At 59.9% G+C, this 16,097-nt stretch carries 11 protein-coding genes; 2 read left to right on the top strand and 9 right to left on the bottom strand.

All coding sequences use genetic code 11. The features are described from left to right. Positions 1–280 precede the first annotated feature (280 nt). From Q0D44_RS07980 to Q0D44_RS08000, 5 genes are all read right to left on the bottom strand, one after another. Positions 281–1,546, bottom strand: a complete 1,266-nt coding sequence (locus Q0D44_RS07980) for a recombinase family protein (protein ID WP_294135073.1) — start codon at positions 1,544–1,546, stop codon at positions 281–283. A 204-nt stretch (positions 1,547–1,750) separates the two neighbouring features. After that, positions 1,751–1,900, bottom strand: a complete 150-nt coding sequence (locus Q0D44_RS07985) for a recombinase family protein (RefSeq protein WP_294135076.1) — start codon at positions 1,898–1,900, stop codon at positions 1,751–1,753. 18 nt (positions 1,901–1,918) lie between these two features. Then, positions 1,919–2,050 carry a hypothetical protein gene (locus tag Q0D44_RS07990; protein ID WP_294135079.1) on the bottom strand — a complete coding sequence of 44 codons (132 nt, stop codon included), beginning with the start codon at positions 2,048–2,050 and terminating at the stop codon, positions 1,919–1,921. A gap of 363 nt (positions 2,051–2,413) precedes the next feature. Beyond that, a complete protein-coding gene (locus Q0D44_RS07995; protein WP_294135082.1) occupies positions 2,414–3,727 on the bottom strand; it encodes an MFS transporter in 1,314 nt (437 codons plus the stop codon). A gap of 82 nt (positions 3,728–3,809) precedes the next feature. Further along, positions 3,810–5,000: a TetR/AcrR family transcriptional regulator gene (locus Q0D44_RS08000; RefSeq protein WP_294135085.1), complete on the bottom strand. Its 1,191-nt coding sequence runs from the start codon at positions 4,998–5,000 to the stop codon at positions 3,810–3,812. Between the two features lie 167 nt (positions 5,001–5,167). Here Q0D44_RS08000 and Q0D44_RS08005 point away from each other — a divergent pair, with 167 nt between their 5' ends. Together Q0D44_RS08005 and Q0D44_RS08010 are read left to right on the top strand one after the other, a co-directional pair. Further along, positions 5,168–7,732 carry a TonB-dependent receptor gene (locus Q0D44_RS08005; protein WP_294135088.1) on the top strand — a complete coding sequence of 855 codons (2,565 nt, stop codon included), beginning with the start codon at positions 5,168–5,170 and terminating at the stop codon, positions 7,730–7,732. Between the two features lie 14 nt (positions 7,733–7,746). Beyond that, positions 7,747–8,808 carry a tyrosine-protein phosphatase gene (locus Q0D44_RS08010; RefSeq protein ID WP_294135090.1) on the top strand — a complete coding sequence of 354 codons (1,062 nt, stop codon included), beginning with the start codon at positions 7,747–7,749 and terminating at the stop codon, positions 8,806–8,808. A 158-nt stretch (positions 8,809–8,966) separates the two neighbouring features. Here Q0D44_RS08010 and Q0D44_RS08015 read toward each other — a convergent pair whose 3' ends face one another. The 4 genes from Q0D44_RS08015 to Q0D44_RS08030 are packed head-to-tail and all read right to left on the bottom strand — an operon-like array spanning position 8,967 to position 15,883. After that, positions 8,967–10,115: a Ca2+-dependent phosphoinositide-specific phospholipase C gene (locus tag Q0D44_RS08015; RefSeq protein ID WP_294135093.1), complete on the bottom strand. Its 1,149-nt coding sequence runs from the start codon at positions 10,113–10,115 to the stop codon at positions 8,967–8,969. Positions 10,116–10,168: 53 nt separating this feature from the next. Then, positions 10,169–12,079: a glycoside hydrolase domain-containing protein gene (locus Q0D44_RS08020; protein WP_294135095.1), complete on the bottom strand. Its 1,911-nt coding sequence runs from the start codon at positions 12,077–12,079 to the stop codon at positions 10,169–10,171. 20 nt (positions 12,080–12,099) lie between these two features. Next, entirely contained in the window at positions 12,100–13,326 is a 1,227-nt protein-coding gene (locus Q0D44_RS08025; RefSeq protein WP_294135100.1) for a YdcF family protein, read from the bottom strand. Positions 13,327–13,363: 37 nt separating this feature from the next. After that, complete coding sequence (locus Q0D44_RS08030) at positions 13,364–15,883, bottom strand: TonB-dependent receptor (RefSeq protein WP_294135103.1); 2,520 nt, start codon at positions 15,881–15,883, stop codon at positions 13,364–13,366. Positions 15,884–16,097: the final 214 nt, after the last annotated feature.

Genomic DNA, 16,097 nt, shown 5'->3' on the forward strand with positions numbered 1-16,097 from the left:
CTGTGGTGAATGGCGTTTATGGATAAGCACCGACTATATTGGAACGCTTGATAATTTTAACTGGCAAATCTTGCTCGCCCAATTGGCAGTCATTAGCAGAAACATCATGCGACCATGGGGACATTGGCGGACTACCGAGCGTCATGGAGACAGTATACCTATAGCAATATGACGTTTGAATGATAAAATGAGAACTTCCATTATATCCATGACGATATTGGATGTTGGCTTCGGTTGTATCGCCCTCCCGCAACCAACTGAAATTGCGATTGTCGCGAGATCAGATCACCAGAGGTAGCAGACCGCTTGGAGCCCGCCCTAGAGGCGGGTTTTTGCGTTGTACGGCGATCGACAGGATGCCCACGAGATCGCCGCGCACATCGATCTTCAGTTCGCCGCCTTCAGGCACCAATGTGATCGCCTGGATGAGCGAACGAATGACCTCAGCCGCCTCGAAGCGCTTGTTCTCGTCGTCATGCTCCAGCGCTCGATAGAGATTGTCGAGTTGAGCCCGATAATGGTGGGCCATGTTGGGATGGAGCAGGGGAGGGGGCTCCTGGGCTTGGGCGAGGTCGCGCTCCAGTTCCTTCTTACGCGTTTCGAGCCCTACCATTTTGGCGTTGATCTTGTCTGCGGCGCCGCCCCGCAGGATCAGGTTCACAAGCATGTCGAGATCACGGTCGATCTTTTTGATCTCAGCCTGTGCGCTGCCTATGGCTGCGCCTGCATCGCCCCTTAGCCTATTGGTTTCGCGCGTGAACTCGTCGCAAAACTCGGCAAACAGGGCAGGATCCATCAGATGATGGCGAAGGGCGTGAAGCACGCTCCCTTCCAGACGATCGCGTCGGATATTGAGGCGGTTGTAACAGGTACCCTTGTTCCGGGCTGCCGAGCAGCCCAGCATCATCGCTGAAATCATCGAATATCCGCCGCCGCAGCAACCGCATTGCAACAGGCCGGACAGGAGATATTTCTGGCGGCGGCGATCGCGGAAGTTTGCGGAGCCCACTGCTGGATTTAATTGATCCACCTGGCAGGATTTTTGCCGGTCCTTGGCATGCTGCCAAAGAGCATCATCGATGATGCGCAGTTCGGGCACGTCCTGAATGATCCATTCGGATTCCGGGTTGGGCCGGGCTTGCCGTTTGCCGGTATCGGGATCCTTGATGAAGCGTTGCCGATTCCAGACCAGCTTGCCGACATAAAGCTCATTGTTGAGGATGCCGGTGCCGCGCTTGGGATTGCCATTGATGGTGCTGAAGCCCCAGGTGCCGCCGGTTGGTGCCTCGATACCCTCCTTGTTCAGTTCGGTCGCGATGCGTTTGGCCGATTTGCCAGCGACATAGTCGCGGAAGATGCGCTGGATGACGCTTGCCTGTGCGTCATTGATGGAGCGGTCGCCCCGGATCAGTTCGCCGTTGGCATCGAGCCGTTTGACGACGTCATAGCCATAGCTGTTACCACCGCCCGACTTACCTTGCTCGACTCGGCCACGCTGTCCACGCCGTGTCTTGTCGGCGAGATCTTTCAGAAACAGGGCGTTCATCGTACCCTAGAGGCCGATATGCAGATGGGTGATCTCGCCTTCTGACAGGGTGACCATCTTCACGTCACTATAGGCCATGCGATTGAACAGCCCGGCAATATCCTCCTGATCGCGCTACAGGCTATCCATGGCCTCAGCCAACACGAAGTTGAAGCGGCCCCGACTGGCGTCTGCGATCAGTGCCTGAATGCCCGGCCGCAGCGATCAAGCACCGGAAATGGCATGATCGGTATATTGTTCGACAATCTGCCAGCCCTGCTTCTCAGCGTGGAGGCGGCAGATGCGTAACTGGTCGGCAATGGAAGCGTCGCGCTGATTGTCGGATGAATAGCGGGTGTACAAGGCAACCTTCACGGAACGGAACTCCTCGTCTCAGGAGCGGGTCGTGCGGCGCTCCTCCAGCATCTCCAGATAGGCCCTCCGCGCGGCACGGCAGGCAAGCAGGCGAACCAGCCTGACCAGACGCGGATCGGGGCCGCTGCCAGAAGATGCAAGGTTGAGCACCGGCTCTCATCAGGCCGAGGGAACTTCTTTCGCTGCTGACGGCTACCAAGCCCCAAGGTGAATCCGATTACAGCAGATTGCTAGGTGCTTTAGATGCAGTTCGTCCCGCCGGACCGCTAAAGCTGCCAGGCGAAACGGAATGCTTTCGTTTCGGGATAGATTCCGCGGAGGCCCGGCGGTCAATGAATAGATAATCACTCGGCCTGCCCGCCACGCTTCCGATCATGCTGTGGAATGCGTGGTTCCGCAACGGTTTCAGTTTTGCAAAATGTTGCTCGCACCGACATTGCCCGGATAATCCAGCGGGCGATGGTATCGGAAAAGGGCAATCACGACCCTTCACGGACACTCAGCCTCTGATTTTCAGTTCCTAGCTGCCGACAATCTGTTTCTCCGTGCGGTATGCATGAAGAGAAGTAAAAGCGCGATTGGGCCGAGGATCGTGGCAGGCAAAGCATAGGCGAAGCGGACCGCGTCCGCGGATGCTATGCCTGATGGGCCCGCCATGATTTTCATCAGCCACAGTGCGCCGCCGCCGCCCAACCCCATGGCAATTTTAAGCGTTACACTACTCATACCGTAATAGACGCCGCCCAGCCGCCCCATATCCTGCAACTGTTCGTCGGCAAGATCAGCGACCATCGCGCGCAACAGCATATAGTCGACTCCCCATCCCAGTGCGCGGACGGCAAGGAAGGCGGCAAATATAACAGGCTGACCTTCCGGGATACAAAAGAGCAGCGGCGCCGTCAGTCCCTGCCAGCCATAGGCGATCATCAAAGTCCGCTTTCTGCCGATCCGGGCGCTGACCCGGCTCCACATCGGCAACGTCGCCAGTGCAAGCACGGGCTGGACCAGCAGCAACGCGGCACCCCAACGGCTCAATCCCAATACGTCCTCGGCCAGAAACAGGAAGCTGCTGGCCGCCGCTGCATCCATGATGCCGGTCAGCACATATAACGCCAGAATCGTACGCATCGACCGATTGCGAAGGATCGACAGAAACAGCAGCACTGGGTTGCCGACCTTCGGCGGCGTGGTGAGGTCGGCGGGTTCCTTGAACAGAAGGATCACCGCCACGACGGTGATGGGTGCCAGCAAGGCGATGGCCCAGCCCAGCATTGCCATCTGGCTGTCGCGAGGAATGGCAAAACCGCGCTCCATCAGCGCCATGATCCCCAGTAGGCCGAGTGACCCCAACAATCCGAACCACACTTTGGCCCCCATGATGCGGGTGCGCTGATGCTTGTCTGCCGACAGTTCCAATCCCCAGCCGCCATGAGGCGTGATGATGAAGGAATAACCCAGATGCAGCAGCAGGCTGGCCGCTATAATTTGCGTCAGTCCAGCGCCAGGCGGAGCCAGGAACAGCATTAGTGCGCCCACCGGGACCAGCGCGGCCCCCAGCGCCATCCAGGGTTTACGCCTGCCCATGGGCGTGCGCACCGTATCGCTCATCCAGCCTATGATCGGGTCTGCGATCGCGTCCAGAAGCCTCGCTCCTAGGAGGATTGCGCCGACAGCGCCCAATGCGATCCCGATGTCCAGGGTCAGAAACCGCGGCAGATAAGCACGCCATGCCATTTCGATGGCTTGAAAGAGCAACACCGGCAGAGAGAAGGCAGCGAGCCGGACGCGGCTGATTTGCATGCCAGTCGGACGGATCGGCGGGTCCATCCCCGAAGGACGGCCTCCGCGCATGCTTGGCCGCTACAGCGCATCCATGACAGCTTCGTGAAGCGACATGTGCCGCGCAAGATCAGAGCAAGGCCACCAGATCTTCCAGCTCGGCACGGATCGGCGCACGCGCTTCGTCCGCCGTCCAGTCGCCATAATGGCGCGATAGCGAAGAGAGGAAGCTCGATAACAAGGCTGGTTCCAAATGGCCCGGCGTAAGTCGATCCGGAAGGAGCATTTGAAGTAGCGACCGGGACGTGCTGCCACGTAGATAGCGAAGTTGAAGCCCAAACTGGCGCAGCGCGGGATCGCGAGCAACCGCAAGATGCAGCGCGTCAATGCCACGACTGCCCGAATTTTCGGCCAAGAAATGGGCGATACTGCCCACCGTGTCGCGACCCGACGGCAAAACCGAGGTCTGCGCGCGCAGGCGCGAAACGGCTTTGATATAGAGACCGCCATAGCCTACCTGGACAAGCTCGGCCTTGGTCCGAACCTTATGCGACACCGTACCAAGCGTCAGGCCAGAACTGGCGGCCACAGCCCGATGGGTCAATCCGCCGGGGCCGACTTCTTCTACAAGGGCCGCTGCCGCCTCTACTATTTGTGCCATGATGCTGTCGTGATGCGGCTCGGCTGGCAAGGCTTCGAGCGCAGCAGCACGGGCAAAATCGCGCCAAGGCGCCGGTGGTACGGGATCGCCCATCAGCCACGCCCCAACCCCGCGTGCAAATTCGTCGAGCCCGGCACGGTCGACGGACCGACGCCAATCGATCATGTGGAGGGAGGATTCATTTTCGAACAGGCGGTAGACAACCCCCGCACCTCTCTCCAAGCCGAAGCGCGCCGTCGCTTCCTGCCAGAAATCGATCCAGAGCCTTTGCCACTGTTGCTGGAGCGCGCTACCCGACTGGCTGTTGGCGCGCAGCAATTGCCCTTCGCGCCACGCAAATGCCAGACGTCGCTCGTTGCGTACCCAATCGTCCACGCACGCAGCAAAGAAGGCGGGGAAAGCGCGCGGGTCGCGTGGCATACCCGCCAACTGTGCGATTCGATCGTCACACCATTGCTGCGCAAGCCCCTGAACATACACCTGTGCCAGCCCCAACAACTGTTCCAGAGATCCAAAATGATGATAGATTGACGAGGAGGGAACAGAGGCGATGGCCGATAGCTGACGGGTTGAAACGCCTTCATAGCCGTATCGCTCCCATTGCTCTATTGCTGCATCTATAAGTCTGTAATCAGATGTTTTTTTAACATTTTCAGACATAGTTACCCGGTCAGTCGCTTGGCGATGGAAAGGTAAGGATAGCAAGAGCTTGCGCTGTCGGCGACCCTGGCGGTGGTCTATCTACGCATTTTCATATCACGAACGAACGTCACAATAAATACATACAACCGTTCTAGCGGGTCGGCGCACCATCTGGGGGACCGACCATGAAATTGCCTTGCAGCCTGCTATTACGCTCGACCGCTTATTGCGCCCTAATCGCTTTCATCCCGTCCGCTCTCGCGGCGCAGGATGCGCCACCGTCGGCCGAAATGCTGGGCGAAGAAGGTGGCGAGATTATCGTTACCGGGTCAATCCTGTCGGCTCAGCAGGACTCGATCGCGCTCAAGCGCGCCGCCGTGAACCTGTCCGATGTGGCCGCGTCGGATGCCGTTGGGCGTTTCCCCGATCAGAACGCAGCTGCCGCCCTGTCGCGCCTGCCCGCCGTCGCCGTCCAGCGCGACCAGGGCCAGGAACGCTATATCCAGGTACGCGGCGCGCCCAATCGCTGGACCTCGGTGAGCATTGACGGCATCCCGATGGTGGGCGTGGACGAGGGCGGCGACACCCGCGCCTTCCGTTTCGATGCCATCCCCGCAGTGCTGTTGTCGCAAATGGTCATCAACAAATCGCTGACCAGCGACCTGCAGGCTGACGCGGTCGTCGCCACCATCGATCTGCGCACCTATTCGCCAATGGATCGCAAGGGGCTGCACGTAACCGGCGACGCGGGTTATGGCTTTATGGACTTGGGCAAGGGCGAACAGCGGCAGGCGTCGATGCGTCTGTCCTGGTCGAACGACGTGTTCGGGGTTGTAGTCGGCGGGTCGCATTATCGCCGCAAACAGCTGACCGACAATCGCGAGGTCGGTGCCTATGATGCCAAGGGGCCGACCGAGTTCGACGTACGGCAATATGAGATCGAACGCTGGAATAACGGTCTATTCGGCGGCGTCGAATATAGTCCTGAAGAAGGTCAGCGCCTCTATGCCAAGGCGATCTTCTCCGAATTCAACGATAATGAGCAGCGCAACCAATATGAGTTCCGCCTGGATCGCGCGACTGGCGGCACCCGCACCCAGGACAGCGGCACCCTGACGGGTGTGCCGTTGCGGGGCACATTCAACTTTGGCGAATATCGCAACCGGAATTATATCGGCACGGTCGGCGGCGACTATAAGACAGATGACGGGCTGAGCGCGTCGTTCAAATTCAACTATACCCGCACGGAAAATTCGACGTTCCTGCCCCTGATCCAATCATCGACCAGCGGCGCGAACAATCTGTCGCTCAGCTATGATAATAACGATCCCAATTTCCCGATCGTGACTGTCAACGGGCCGTTCAATCAGGCCAGCCTATCCGCAACCGGCACGATATTGATCGCTGCGCGGCAGAAGACGATATCGGACAGCTATACTGCAAAGTTCGATCTTTCCAAAGAGATCGGCGATCTTACGCTGTCGGCAGGCGGGCTCTATGCCGATCGCGATATTACGGGCAATAACTTTTCTACCGCCAATGTCGCAGCCATCGGTGCCTTGGGCGCATCGGTCGGGCAACCGTTCAACATCAACGACTATGTCACGAACAGGCCCTGGGAGACTAGTTTTCCGCTGGGCGTGACGCTCAACTATGTCGACAATGGTGCGATGCGCGACGATGCCTTGAGCCTGCTCGACAGGCTGGAGGCGGCGGGCCGCTACAATCCCGCGCTCGATGTTCCCGCGAGCGACCGTTATGCGCAGCGCGAACGCACCCTCGCAGCCTATATTATGGGCAAGGTCGAAAGCGGCGCGCTGACCGCCGTCGGCGGCGTCCGGATGGAGCGCTATCTGATGGACAATCGCGGTACGGTGGTTGCCGGCGGCATCGGAACGCCGCTTACCTTCACATCCAGCAAGACCGACTTTTTTCCTAGTCTCAACATCCGATATGCCGCAACCGACAATCTGGTCTTGCGGCTGGCTGGACAACGCGGCGTCTCTCGCCCGGCCTATGGGGCCATACGTGTGGGCGCGTCCATCAACGACACCAACAGCCCCGGCACAATCGGCGGCGGCAACCCTGCATTGCGGCCCGAATATACCTGGGGAGCGGATGCCAGTATCGAATATTATCTACCCGGCAACGGCATGGTGTCCGTCGCCGCCTTCCATCGCTGGGTGGAAGATGTCCTGTACCAAAATCAGGCACCGGTTGGCAGCGACTTCTATGACTTTGGCGGCGTGGACCGGTCGGCCTATCTGCTGAGCGGCACCTATAATGGCGACAAGGGCAAGCTTTATGGCGTTGAATTCAATCTGCTCAAGCAGTTCGACTTCCTGCCGGGCGCGCTCGACGGCTTCGGCTTCCAAGGCAACGTCACCTTGCTCAATGGCAGCTTCGACACGCCCACACAGCAGAATATCGCTTTCCAGGGCATGTCCAAACGCATCGCCAATGCATCGCTCTTCTACGAGAAATACGGCATCTCGGCGCGGGTCAGCTATCAGTGGCGGTCCAACTGGCTCGATACATTGGGCGGCTTTGGCAGCGGCGAATATCGCAAGGGCTATGAAAATCTCGACGTGTCGCTGCGCTATGCCCTCAATGACAATCTGACGCTGTTCGCGGATCTCGCGAACCTGACCGATGAAAAATACATCGCCTATCAGGGTACGACCGCGACGCCGACCGAAGTTGAGCAAATCGGATCGCGCTACCTGTTCGGCGTTCGCTTCAGCTTTTGACGGAGACACAACCGATGCGCATCACCCTTGTCACCGCGCTGCTGCTGGCAGCCTGGGTCGCCAGCCCTGCCCATGGACGCGAAGCGGCGACGCTCATGCGTTCCGACACGGTCACCGTGCTGCTGGATCGGGGCGACATCAATCCCGTGGCGATCTGGATCAGCCAGGACAGCACCATCGATGCGAGCGACCAACGCGTTGGCGCCGACACTATCCGTGCTGCGGCCAGGGATGGCAAGATCGCACTTTCCATATCGGCCGACCAGCGCCGCTATGTCCTGCTTCAGGACGGCCAGGGTGACGTGACCGTAGTTGCCGAGCGGGTTCTCCCGCTGGAGCAGGGCAGCAACTTTCGCGACATCGGCGGCTATGTCACCAAGGACGGCCGCACCGTGCGCTGGGGCAAGGCCTTCCGCTCCGGTGCGATGCCGCTGCTGAGCGAGGCGGATTACAGACTGATCGATCAGCTTGGCGTGGGATCGGTGGTCGATCTGCGGTCGCTGGAGGAACGGGAGGTCGCCCCCGATCTGGTGGACGACCGCACGGGCGCGTTGTTCATTTCCAACGATTATTCGCTCAAGCCCCTGATGGCCAATTTCGGCAAGGGTAATGGCGAGAATGTCTATCAGGGCATGGAAAAACTGCTGATCCCGCAGTTGCGCGCCGTCTATCAACGGATCAACGCCGATCAAGGCGCGGTCATCTACCATTGTTCGGCGGGGCAGGACCGTACTGGCATGGCGACCGCCTTGCTCTATGACATGCTGGGGGTTGATCGCGAGACGATCCTGAAGGACTATCATATGTCGACTGCGCTGCGCCGCCCGCAATGGGAAATGCCTAAGGTCGATCCCGCCGACCATTCCAACAATCCCATCCTGAAATATTATTTTTCGAAGGATGAGACGCAGCGCACGATCGCCGAGCCGCTCTACACGCGCAGTGGCGCATCGCACCTGACGCAGTTTTTCACCTACATTGACTCACAATATGGTGGTTCGGAAGGCTTCATGAAAAAGGCCCTGCAGTTGACCGACGCCGATGTCGAAAAGCTGCGTGCGACTATGTTGCGGTAGCTCGCCAACCGGAGCATTCGATCAGAATCCGAGGCATTAAGATTTTGAATTCTCGGAAGCAGGCATTTCGTTTGCCCACTGGAAATTCGAGGGCATAACCGTCGTTCTGCTAAAACGACATTGCGGAACACTTCGCCATGGGGGGAGCTAGCCAACAACTATCGAGCGCCGCTGCAACGGTACACCACTTTGTTGCAACGCCATCCCTGTCCAAAGGGGGCAAGGTGGTAGTCGTTGCCGTAGATATTGGGGGCGCTTAAATAATCGGTCGATATGATTTGTGCGCCACTGGCAAGCGCTGCGTCGCGGCGCTTGCCCGAACCATCGCGCGCATCAACGGTGTCAATGTCGGCCCGTGTCCGCACCAGATACCCTTGGCGGACGGCCTCGCCTATTTCCGCGCCGCGCGTCAGCGCATTGTCGAACAGCATGAAGGCGGTGTGCGCCATGCCCGCCTGACCTTGCACGAACGCGACACGCCCCTGGAGTGATGGGCGTCCGTCCAGATAGGGCGAGAAGGTTTTGAGATTCATTCCTGGTACGAGGAACAGGAACAGGAATTTTCCGCGGGCCTGCCCCAGCGTTGGCCAGCGTTTTGCCCGTGCGGCAGCTTCCAGTGTCGGCAAGTCTCCCCGAAGATCGTCGGGTGTGAACAGCTTGTCGCGGCCAAGGACGCTGCGAATGCTGTCATCCACTTCGTCGAACGCCGCCTTGTCGAACGGCGGGATCGCAGTCGCGTCGGGGATCGCCTTATCCAGACCTGAAAGCTTGGGCTCCAGTAGCACGAATATAGGGCTGTGGTTCGGCGTCGTATCCGACCATTGCTTCATCAGTGTCAGGCAGTATCGGAAAGTCGGGCATTGGCTGCGAAAATCCAGGTCAGCAACATGCAGCACCTTCATCCCCGGCTTGGTCAGTTCGTCGCGATAGATGGGCGCAAGATCGCTCACCCCCTGCTCGCGCAACTGGCGATAGGCAAGGGGATCGGCATAGGTGCCGCCCTTGGGATCGGGTTGCAGATCGATTTCAATGCTGCGAACGCCGCTGCGCAACTGTGCTTGCAACGGCATTTGCACATAGTCGAGGCTCGCGGCGATGTCAGTGAGGCGACCAGGATGCTCATCCAGCATCTGCGCGCGCTGGGCGGGGAGCATCGTTTCGCTCGCCTTTGCCATGAGTGCGGACAAACGTGGCGCCATCAGCGCCATGACACGCGGATCGGCGGGGATTGCGTAGCTGTTGTGCGTGCCGACTACTTGTATTGCATTGATTGGCAAGGCGTCGGGGTTCGACACAGGCTGTGCCATAGCCATCGCTCCACACAGGGCAGCAGCAAGGCAGGGCCCCATAACAAACCGTGTCACAGACCTGTCTCCTGCTGTACCGATCGAACCGGCATGTCCATCAATCGCCTGCCGTTGATCCGAATGTTCCGGGCCATCGGCGTCGTGACGACATAGCGCGGATCGCCCGGCGTTATGGGATAGAGGCCGAGCATGGCCCATATGTACCAGGCCGACATGGTCCCTGCGTCGTCATCCATGCCGTCGGCAAATCCCTGCGGCGACAAGGCGAAGCTGCGCCCTACCCATGGCTGTGGCCGGACGCCCGAATTGACATAGCGATGCGGTACGGATTGGGTGATGTAGCGGCGTACCACCTGTTCGGTGGCAGCCTTGTCGCCCGCCCATGCAAAGAGATAGGGCGTATGAATGTCGGGCTGGTTCGTCATGTTGAACAGATTGTCGGCGAAGAAGCGATCCAGCTCCGGTCGGAACCTCGGGCCAAGCGTCTGCGCCAGCCAGGGGAGATCGAACACCGGCGCCCAGCGATACTGCGCCAATGTCCCCTGATACAGCCCCCGCGCCTTCACGATATCGGCATCCTCGCCAAGGTCGCGGAAAGTGGCCAGCCACATTGGACGATAGCTGAGCGCCTTCGCCCGAAACGCCTCCGCGGTGGCGGCTTCGCCCAGATCCGACGCCAGTTCGGCAATCGCCCAATCGTCATAGGCGGCCTCGATCTGTTCGTCCGGCGTCTCGCGGGCAAGCGTGGCGCTTTCGGCCACCATCCCGGCCAGTGCCGCCTTCGCGTCGAAATCAGTAATGCCCCTGCGTCGGAAGTCGAGCAGGGCAATCCCCCCATGTTCGGTGCGCACGGTCAGAAATGGCTCGCTTGGCGTTGCCCAGCGCGCCTTGCCGCTCTGGTAAAGCCTTACAAGGGAGCGTGCGATCTGTCCGGCGCGCTGCGGGTCGATCAGCGCCAGGAGGGGCATTTGCGTCCGGTAATTGTCCCACAGCGCCCAGCTGGTATAATGCTGATCGCCGGGCGAAAGCTGTTGGACGATCCCATCGCTGCCGCGAAAGCGCCCGTCCGGATCGGCGATGGCGACGGGGGACTGCATCACGCGGAACAGCGAGGTATAGAAGAGCGCCTGCTCCTTGCGCGCGCCGCCGATATGGACACGGGAGAGTTGCCTGTTCCAGTCGGCCAATGTTTGCGCGGCAACGGTCCGGAAAGGACGGTTGCCCAGTTCGGTGTCCCGTACTGCCGCCGCAGCAGCGAGATCGACCGAGGAAAGGCCGGTGCGTAGTTCGACACTATCGCCGCTGCGCACGCGCAGCGCCAATCGCGCCTCTCGAGCCGCGTCGCCGTGCCAGAGCGCTGTCACTGGCTTGCCATTATGGGTCAGGCGTGTCGCGGAATGGAGATGATAGATGCCTGCGTCACAGACGGTGCCTGCCGAAAAACTGGCGCGCAGATCGCCGTCCGGTTGCGCCTGCCAATGGGCGGCGATGCGCTTGGAATAGCCACGATCGAAGGTGACGATGACGTTGACCTGTCCGGACTTCGGCACGGTGAAACGCAGGCTGCCCGCGCCGCGTGTGGCAGTCATGTCCGCGATGATGCCGGGACCGTAACTGACGCTGTAATAGCCAGCATAGGCGCGTTCGCGGCGCTTGTCGATCGGCGCGGGACGTGTCGCATCATCATAGGCGAGCATGACCTTGACGTCGCCGCCAGCCCCGCCGCAGCCGACTCCGACGCCGCGCGTGTGCGAAAATCCGGTGAGTTGGGTGGCGGCATGGTCATAGCCGGCATGGTTGGCGGGCGTTGTGTCGGGACCAAGCTGGACCATGCCAAAAGGCGCAACCGCCGCGGGGCTGAGTTGCCCATAGTCGGCAAGCGTACCCACGAACGGATCGACCAGCCGCCCTAGCTCACGCGCTGCCGCAGCCTCCCCAACCGCGCCATATGCCAAGACTGCCACCAGGATAACGGCGTGCCTCATCATGGATCGAGCGGGTCTATGGCTTCGACATGGAAAGAGATCGGATCTGGCGCAAAGACCAGCGTGAACTGGTCGGGTCCTGGTGTCAGGCGACCGGGCTGCACGCCCATTTCGGCAAGATTGCGCTGGGCCAGCACATCGCTGCTGATATATTGGATCGTGCGATGATCCGCCACTACCAAGGCGGGCCGATCGGTGGGGAATTTTGCGGCCAGCAACAGTCGCGCGCAATTGCGCAAATTGGTGGTGGTGTGGCGCGCATGGGGTTCGATCAAGATACGGTCGGCAGGCACGCCATATTGCGTGATGAGCAGTCGCTTCATCTCCACCGCTTCGTTGAACGGTGTGCGGTTGGGATGCACATTGCCGCCCGACACGATGATGAAGGGCGCGACGCCCCGTGCGAACATATCGGCGGCGATCGACAAGCGGATGTGCCCCATCACGCCTGTGTGCGATTGCGCATCCTCCGGTCCGTGACCAAATACCAATAGTGCCGTGTAGGGCTTTTCACGCCAGTTCATCCTGTTAATGGCGCGGTTGGTTTCGGCATTGTCTCCGCCGAGCAAAGGCCGGAAATTTCCGGCGTCGATGCGTTCGTTCATTTGCAGCAGGCCCGCCGCATAACGCTGAGCGGGGTCGAAAAACAGGTCGCTGCCCTTCGCCTGCGCGGCGGTGGCGACGCCATGCGCGCTCAAAATGTCGGCCATCTGTGGCAGAGCCATATTGAAGATGGTCGCATCTATGACAGGATAGCGCGGCGCCACACCCATGGCATAGACAGCGATCACGCGGTTAATTGCAGCCGCCGTTTCCGCCCAGGCCGCCGCCACCAGATCGGCATCGGACAACGCCGCATATCGTGCAAAACGTCCCGATGGGCGCATCTGCCGTGCGACCAGCGCCTTGCCCAGTTTCGGATTTTCCACCAGGTACCGCAAGCGCGCCTGGACCAGAGCGATGTCCGCATCGGTCCATATCCACGCATCGGCCAGGCATTGCGGCGAAGGCGTGCATGGACCTGTTGGAATGCGCGCCGCGCGATCGGCTGTCAGCGTTTGAAGCACGCTGTCATCCCGCAATGCCTGCCCCCAGCCATCCGCTGTCCGCATCATGGCGAACAGCGGAAAGACACGCGTCGGCAGCGTATCGGCAAAGGGTGATGTGTACCCCGCTGGCTCCTGCGCTGCCGTCGTTGCCGACGCCAGCGACAAGGCAACTGCCACGCAAGCCCCGAAGGCAGACGCACGCATCAGGTGCAAATTACCAGCTCCGGCTGAGGATAAAGCGGAAATTGCGGCCGAACACCGGACGACCATAGATCGCATCGCTTGCGCCCTGTCCGGCAAGCTGGTCAGTGCGCGGGTTGCCTTCGGTCAATCCCTTCGCATTGGTGAGATTGTCGCCGACCACCTGGAAGCGCCATTTGCCATAGGTCATCGCCGCACTGGCGCCGAACGTCTGATAGGCCGGCAGCGCGGTAAGATTGAAAAGATCGACGTAGCGACGACCGACCCATTCATAACGTCCCGCGATCTGCAGTTCGCCCTCGCCCACCGGGAAAGTGAACGATGGGCGCACATTGCCGAAAAATTTGGGTTCACGGATGATCTGGTTGCCGTTCACGGCGCTGGGATCGGCACCTGACGAGTTTTGCAGGTTGCGATACTGCGCATCGGAATAGGTGACGGAGCCGGCCAATTCAAACCAGCGGACGGGCGTGATCTTGCCATCGATTTCTACACCCTTCACAACAGCTTCGCCGATGAAAGGCACGGACTGGTCGTTGCGGCCGGTCAACGGGTTGAAAGCTATGAACGAGGCGTTGAACGGGTTAAACTTGGTGTAAAATCCCGTCACATAGACATAGGCAGGGCCATAGCTTGCCTTGACGCCCAATTCATACTGACGCGCTTTGGTCTTGATAATGGTGGGCGCTGGGTTGGATACCACGCCCATCTGCGGGGGTACTTCCAGATTGGAGACACGGCCATAGGCACCCAAATTGCCATTGAAATCGTAATTGGCGCCGAGTGTCCAGTTAGTCGCCGAAGGCTTGAGCGTCTGGGAAACGATCGCGCCGGTGAAGGCGCGGGTATTATTATCGGCTATCGTGGTGGCGTCGCCCAGATTGGCGCTGGCCGACAGTAACGAATAGCCTTCATAGTCGTACCATTCCTTGCGGATGCCACCGTCGATCTTCAATCCGTCGGTCACGTCCCAAGTGTCGTTCGCGTAGATGGCGATCATCTTCGCATCGGCCTTGCCCTGATTGAGCGTGGTCGTGTAGCGCAAGACGCCATTTTGCGTGACCGAACCCAGCACGGCGCCCGTGGCCGAATAAGCGACGAGGTCGAGCGTGCGCGGCCGACTCTGAACCTCGATCAGCATGTCCTGATAGACCTGGAACAGCGTATTGCCGTAAAATGATCCATAGGTGCCAACCCGCACGTCATGCGTGCCAAAGCCGGTTTCGAATTTGCGGGTCACGCTCAGATCGGCCTGTCCCGAATAGAATTTCGATTCCGAAACGCGGTACTGGCCGGACATGACCAGCCCGGAAGCGGCATAGGGATCATAGGCCGTCGCGCCGTTCGTGCCTGCGATCGCGTAACCCAGGCGCGCGACGTCCGCGCCAAAAGCCGTGCGCGCGGCCGCCAGATTGCTGGCGATAAAGGCATTGCCATCGACCGGATTGGTGGTCGAATAGAAAGCGTCGAAGCTGCTTTTGCCCTTGGTAAACCCGCCCTTGGCAGAGACGAGCCAGCCGTCGAAATCGCCTTCATACTGGATGCCGGCATTGAAGAAGCGGATATGGCGGCCATCGGCCAGATCGCGGGTCAAGCCCTGCGTCACGCCCGCGCCATCACGATATTTGATGTTCACGTTGCGCAGCGACGGCGAGTTCATCGTGCCGGTGTGATAGTCGATATAGGGATCCAGCGAGACTGACGGATTGCGCGGATCGGCGATCGGGATCGGCAGATAGAACAGGTTGTGATCGTTCGTATATTGCATCGCCACCTTGACGAAGCCATTGTCCAGATCGTGCTTCAGATTGGCGCGGATCTGACCACCTTTGTCGTTGGGAAATCCGGCGTCGCGATAGCCATCATGCTGGCGCAGGAAGCCGCCAATCGCATAATAGGTGTTTTCGCCAACTGGGCCTGACTGCATGGCGTCCAGCCGGTACAGACCGGTATCGCCCAACGTGATCTGCGCCTTGCCACGCGATTCGGGGCCGCCGGTCGCAGTGATATTATTGGCAATGGCGGCGGCGCTGCTTGCGTAAATTGGCGCAGGGCCACCGCGGACGATTTCGACGCGCTCGGTCATCAGATCGTAGCGGTTCATGCCGTCGCCGGAGTTGAAGAACACGCCGTCGATTTCATGATAGAGCGGCAGCCCGTCCTGCTGGAAGAGCAGATAGCCGCGATCCGTCGGAATACCGCGCACGCGGGTGATGTTCTGCACTTCACCGCCAGTCGCTTCCACCTGGATGCCCGGAACCGTGCCGAGCAGATCGGCGAAGTTCTTGGGCGCGATCTTCTGGACTTCGGCCTCGCCAAGCGAGTTGACCGCATAGGATACGTCAAAGCGGCGTTGGGCGCGCGCGCTGCCCGTTACGACGATGTCCGATTGCGGCTCTTCTTCCACATCCGGTGCGGCGGCTGGCGCGGTTTCTTGCGCGGCAGCAATGCCCGACACCGACACCGACAGCGCCAGTGCGCTGAGCGACGTGAGCAAAATGGCGGCTTTGGATTTCTTGACTATAGGTTGCATTGTGCGACTCCCCCGCTTGGATGCCGGGCGGTTAAGGGCACTTCGCGACAGAGCCATGACAGTCTGACCTGTCAATGCGGGAATGGTTGCATATTTTGCGTATCGCCAGAGCGGTTCGCCTTGGCAAAGTCGCCAAGTTCGGGGGCACACTGATCACCGAGGACTGCGCCACGCCCGATTGCTCGGCAGCAACATGCCGGGCCTTTGATATTGC

It is taken from the genome of Sphingobium sp., assembly GCA_023266575.1.
Lineage (GTDB): Bacteria > Pseudomonadota > Alphaproteobacteria > Sphingomonadales > Sphingomonadaceae > Sphingobium.

Coding starts and splice junctions, on each gene's coding strand:
- Q0D44_RS07980 (WP_294135073.1), bottom strand. CDS start 1,546: ATGAACGCCCTGTTTCTGAAAGATCTCGCCGACAAGACACGGCGTGGA.
- Q0D44_RS07995 (WP_294135082.1), bottom strand. CDS start 3,727: ATGGACCCGCCGATCCGTCCGACTGGCATGCAAATCAGCCGCGTCCGG.
- Q0D44_RS08000 (WP_294135085.1), bottom strand. CDS start 5,000: ATGTCTGAAAATGTTAAAAAAACATCTGATTACAGACTTATAGATGCA.
- Q0D44_RS08005 (WP_294135088.1), top strand. CDS start 5,168: ATGAAATTGCCTTGCAGCCTGCTATTACGCTCGACCGCTTATTGCGCC.
- Q0D44_RS08010 (WP_294135090.1), top strand. CDS start 7,747: ATGCGCATCACCCTTGTCACCGCGCTGCTGCTGGCAGCCTGGGTCGCC.
- Q0D44_RS08015 (WP_294135093.1), bottom strand. CDS start 10,115: ATGGCACAGCCTGTGTCGAACCCCGACGCCTTGCCAATCAATGCAATA.
- Q0D44_RS08030 (WP_294135103.1), bottom strand. CDS start 15,883: ATGCAACCTATAGTCAAGAAATCCAAAGCCGCCATTTTGCTCACGTCG.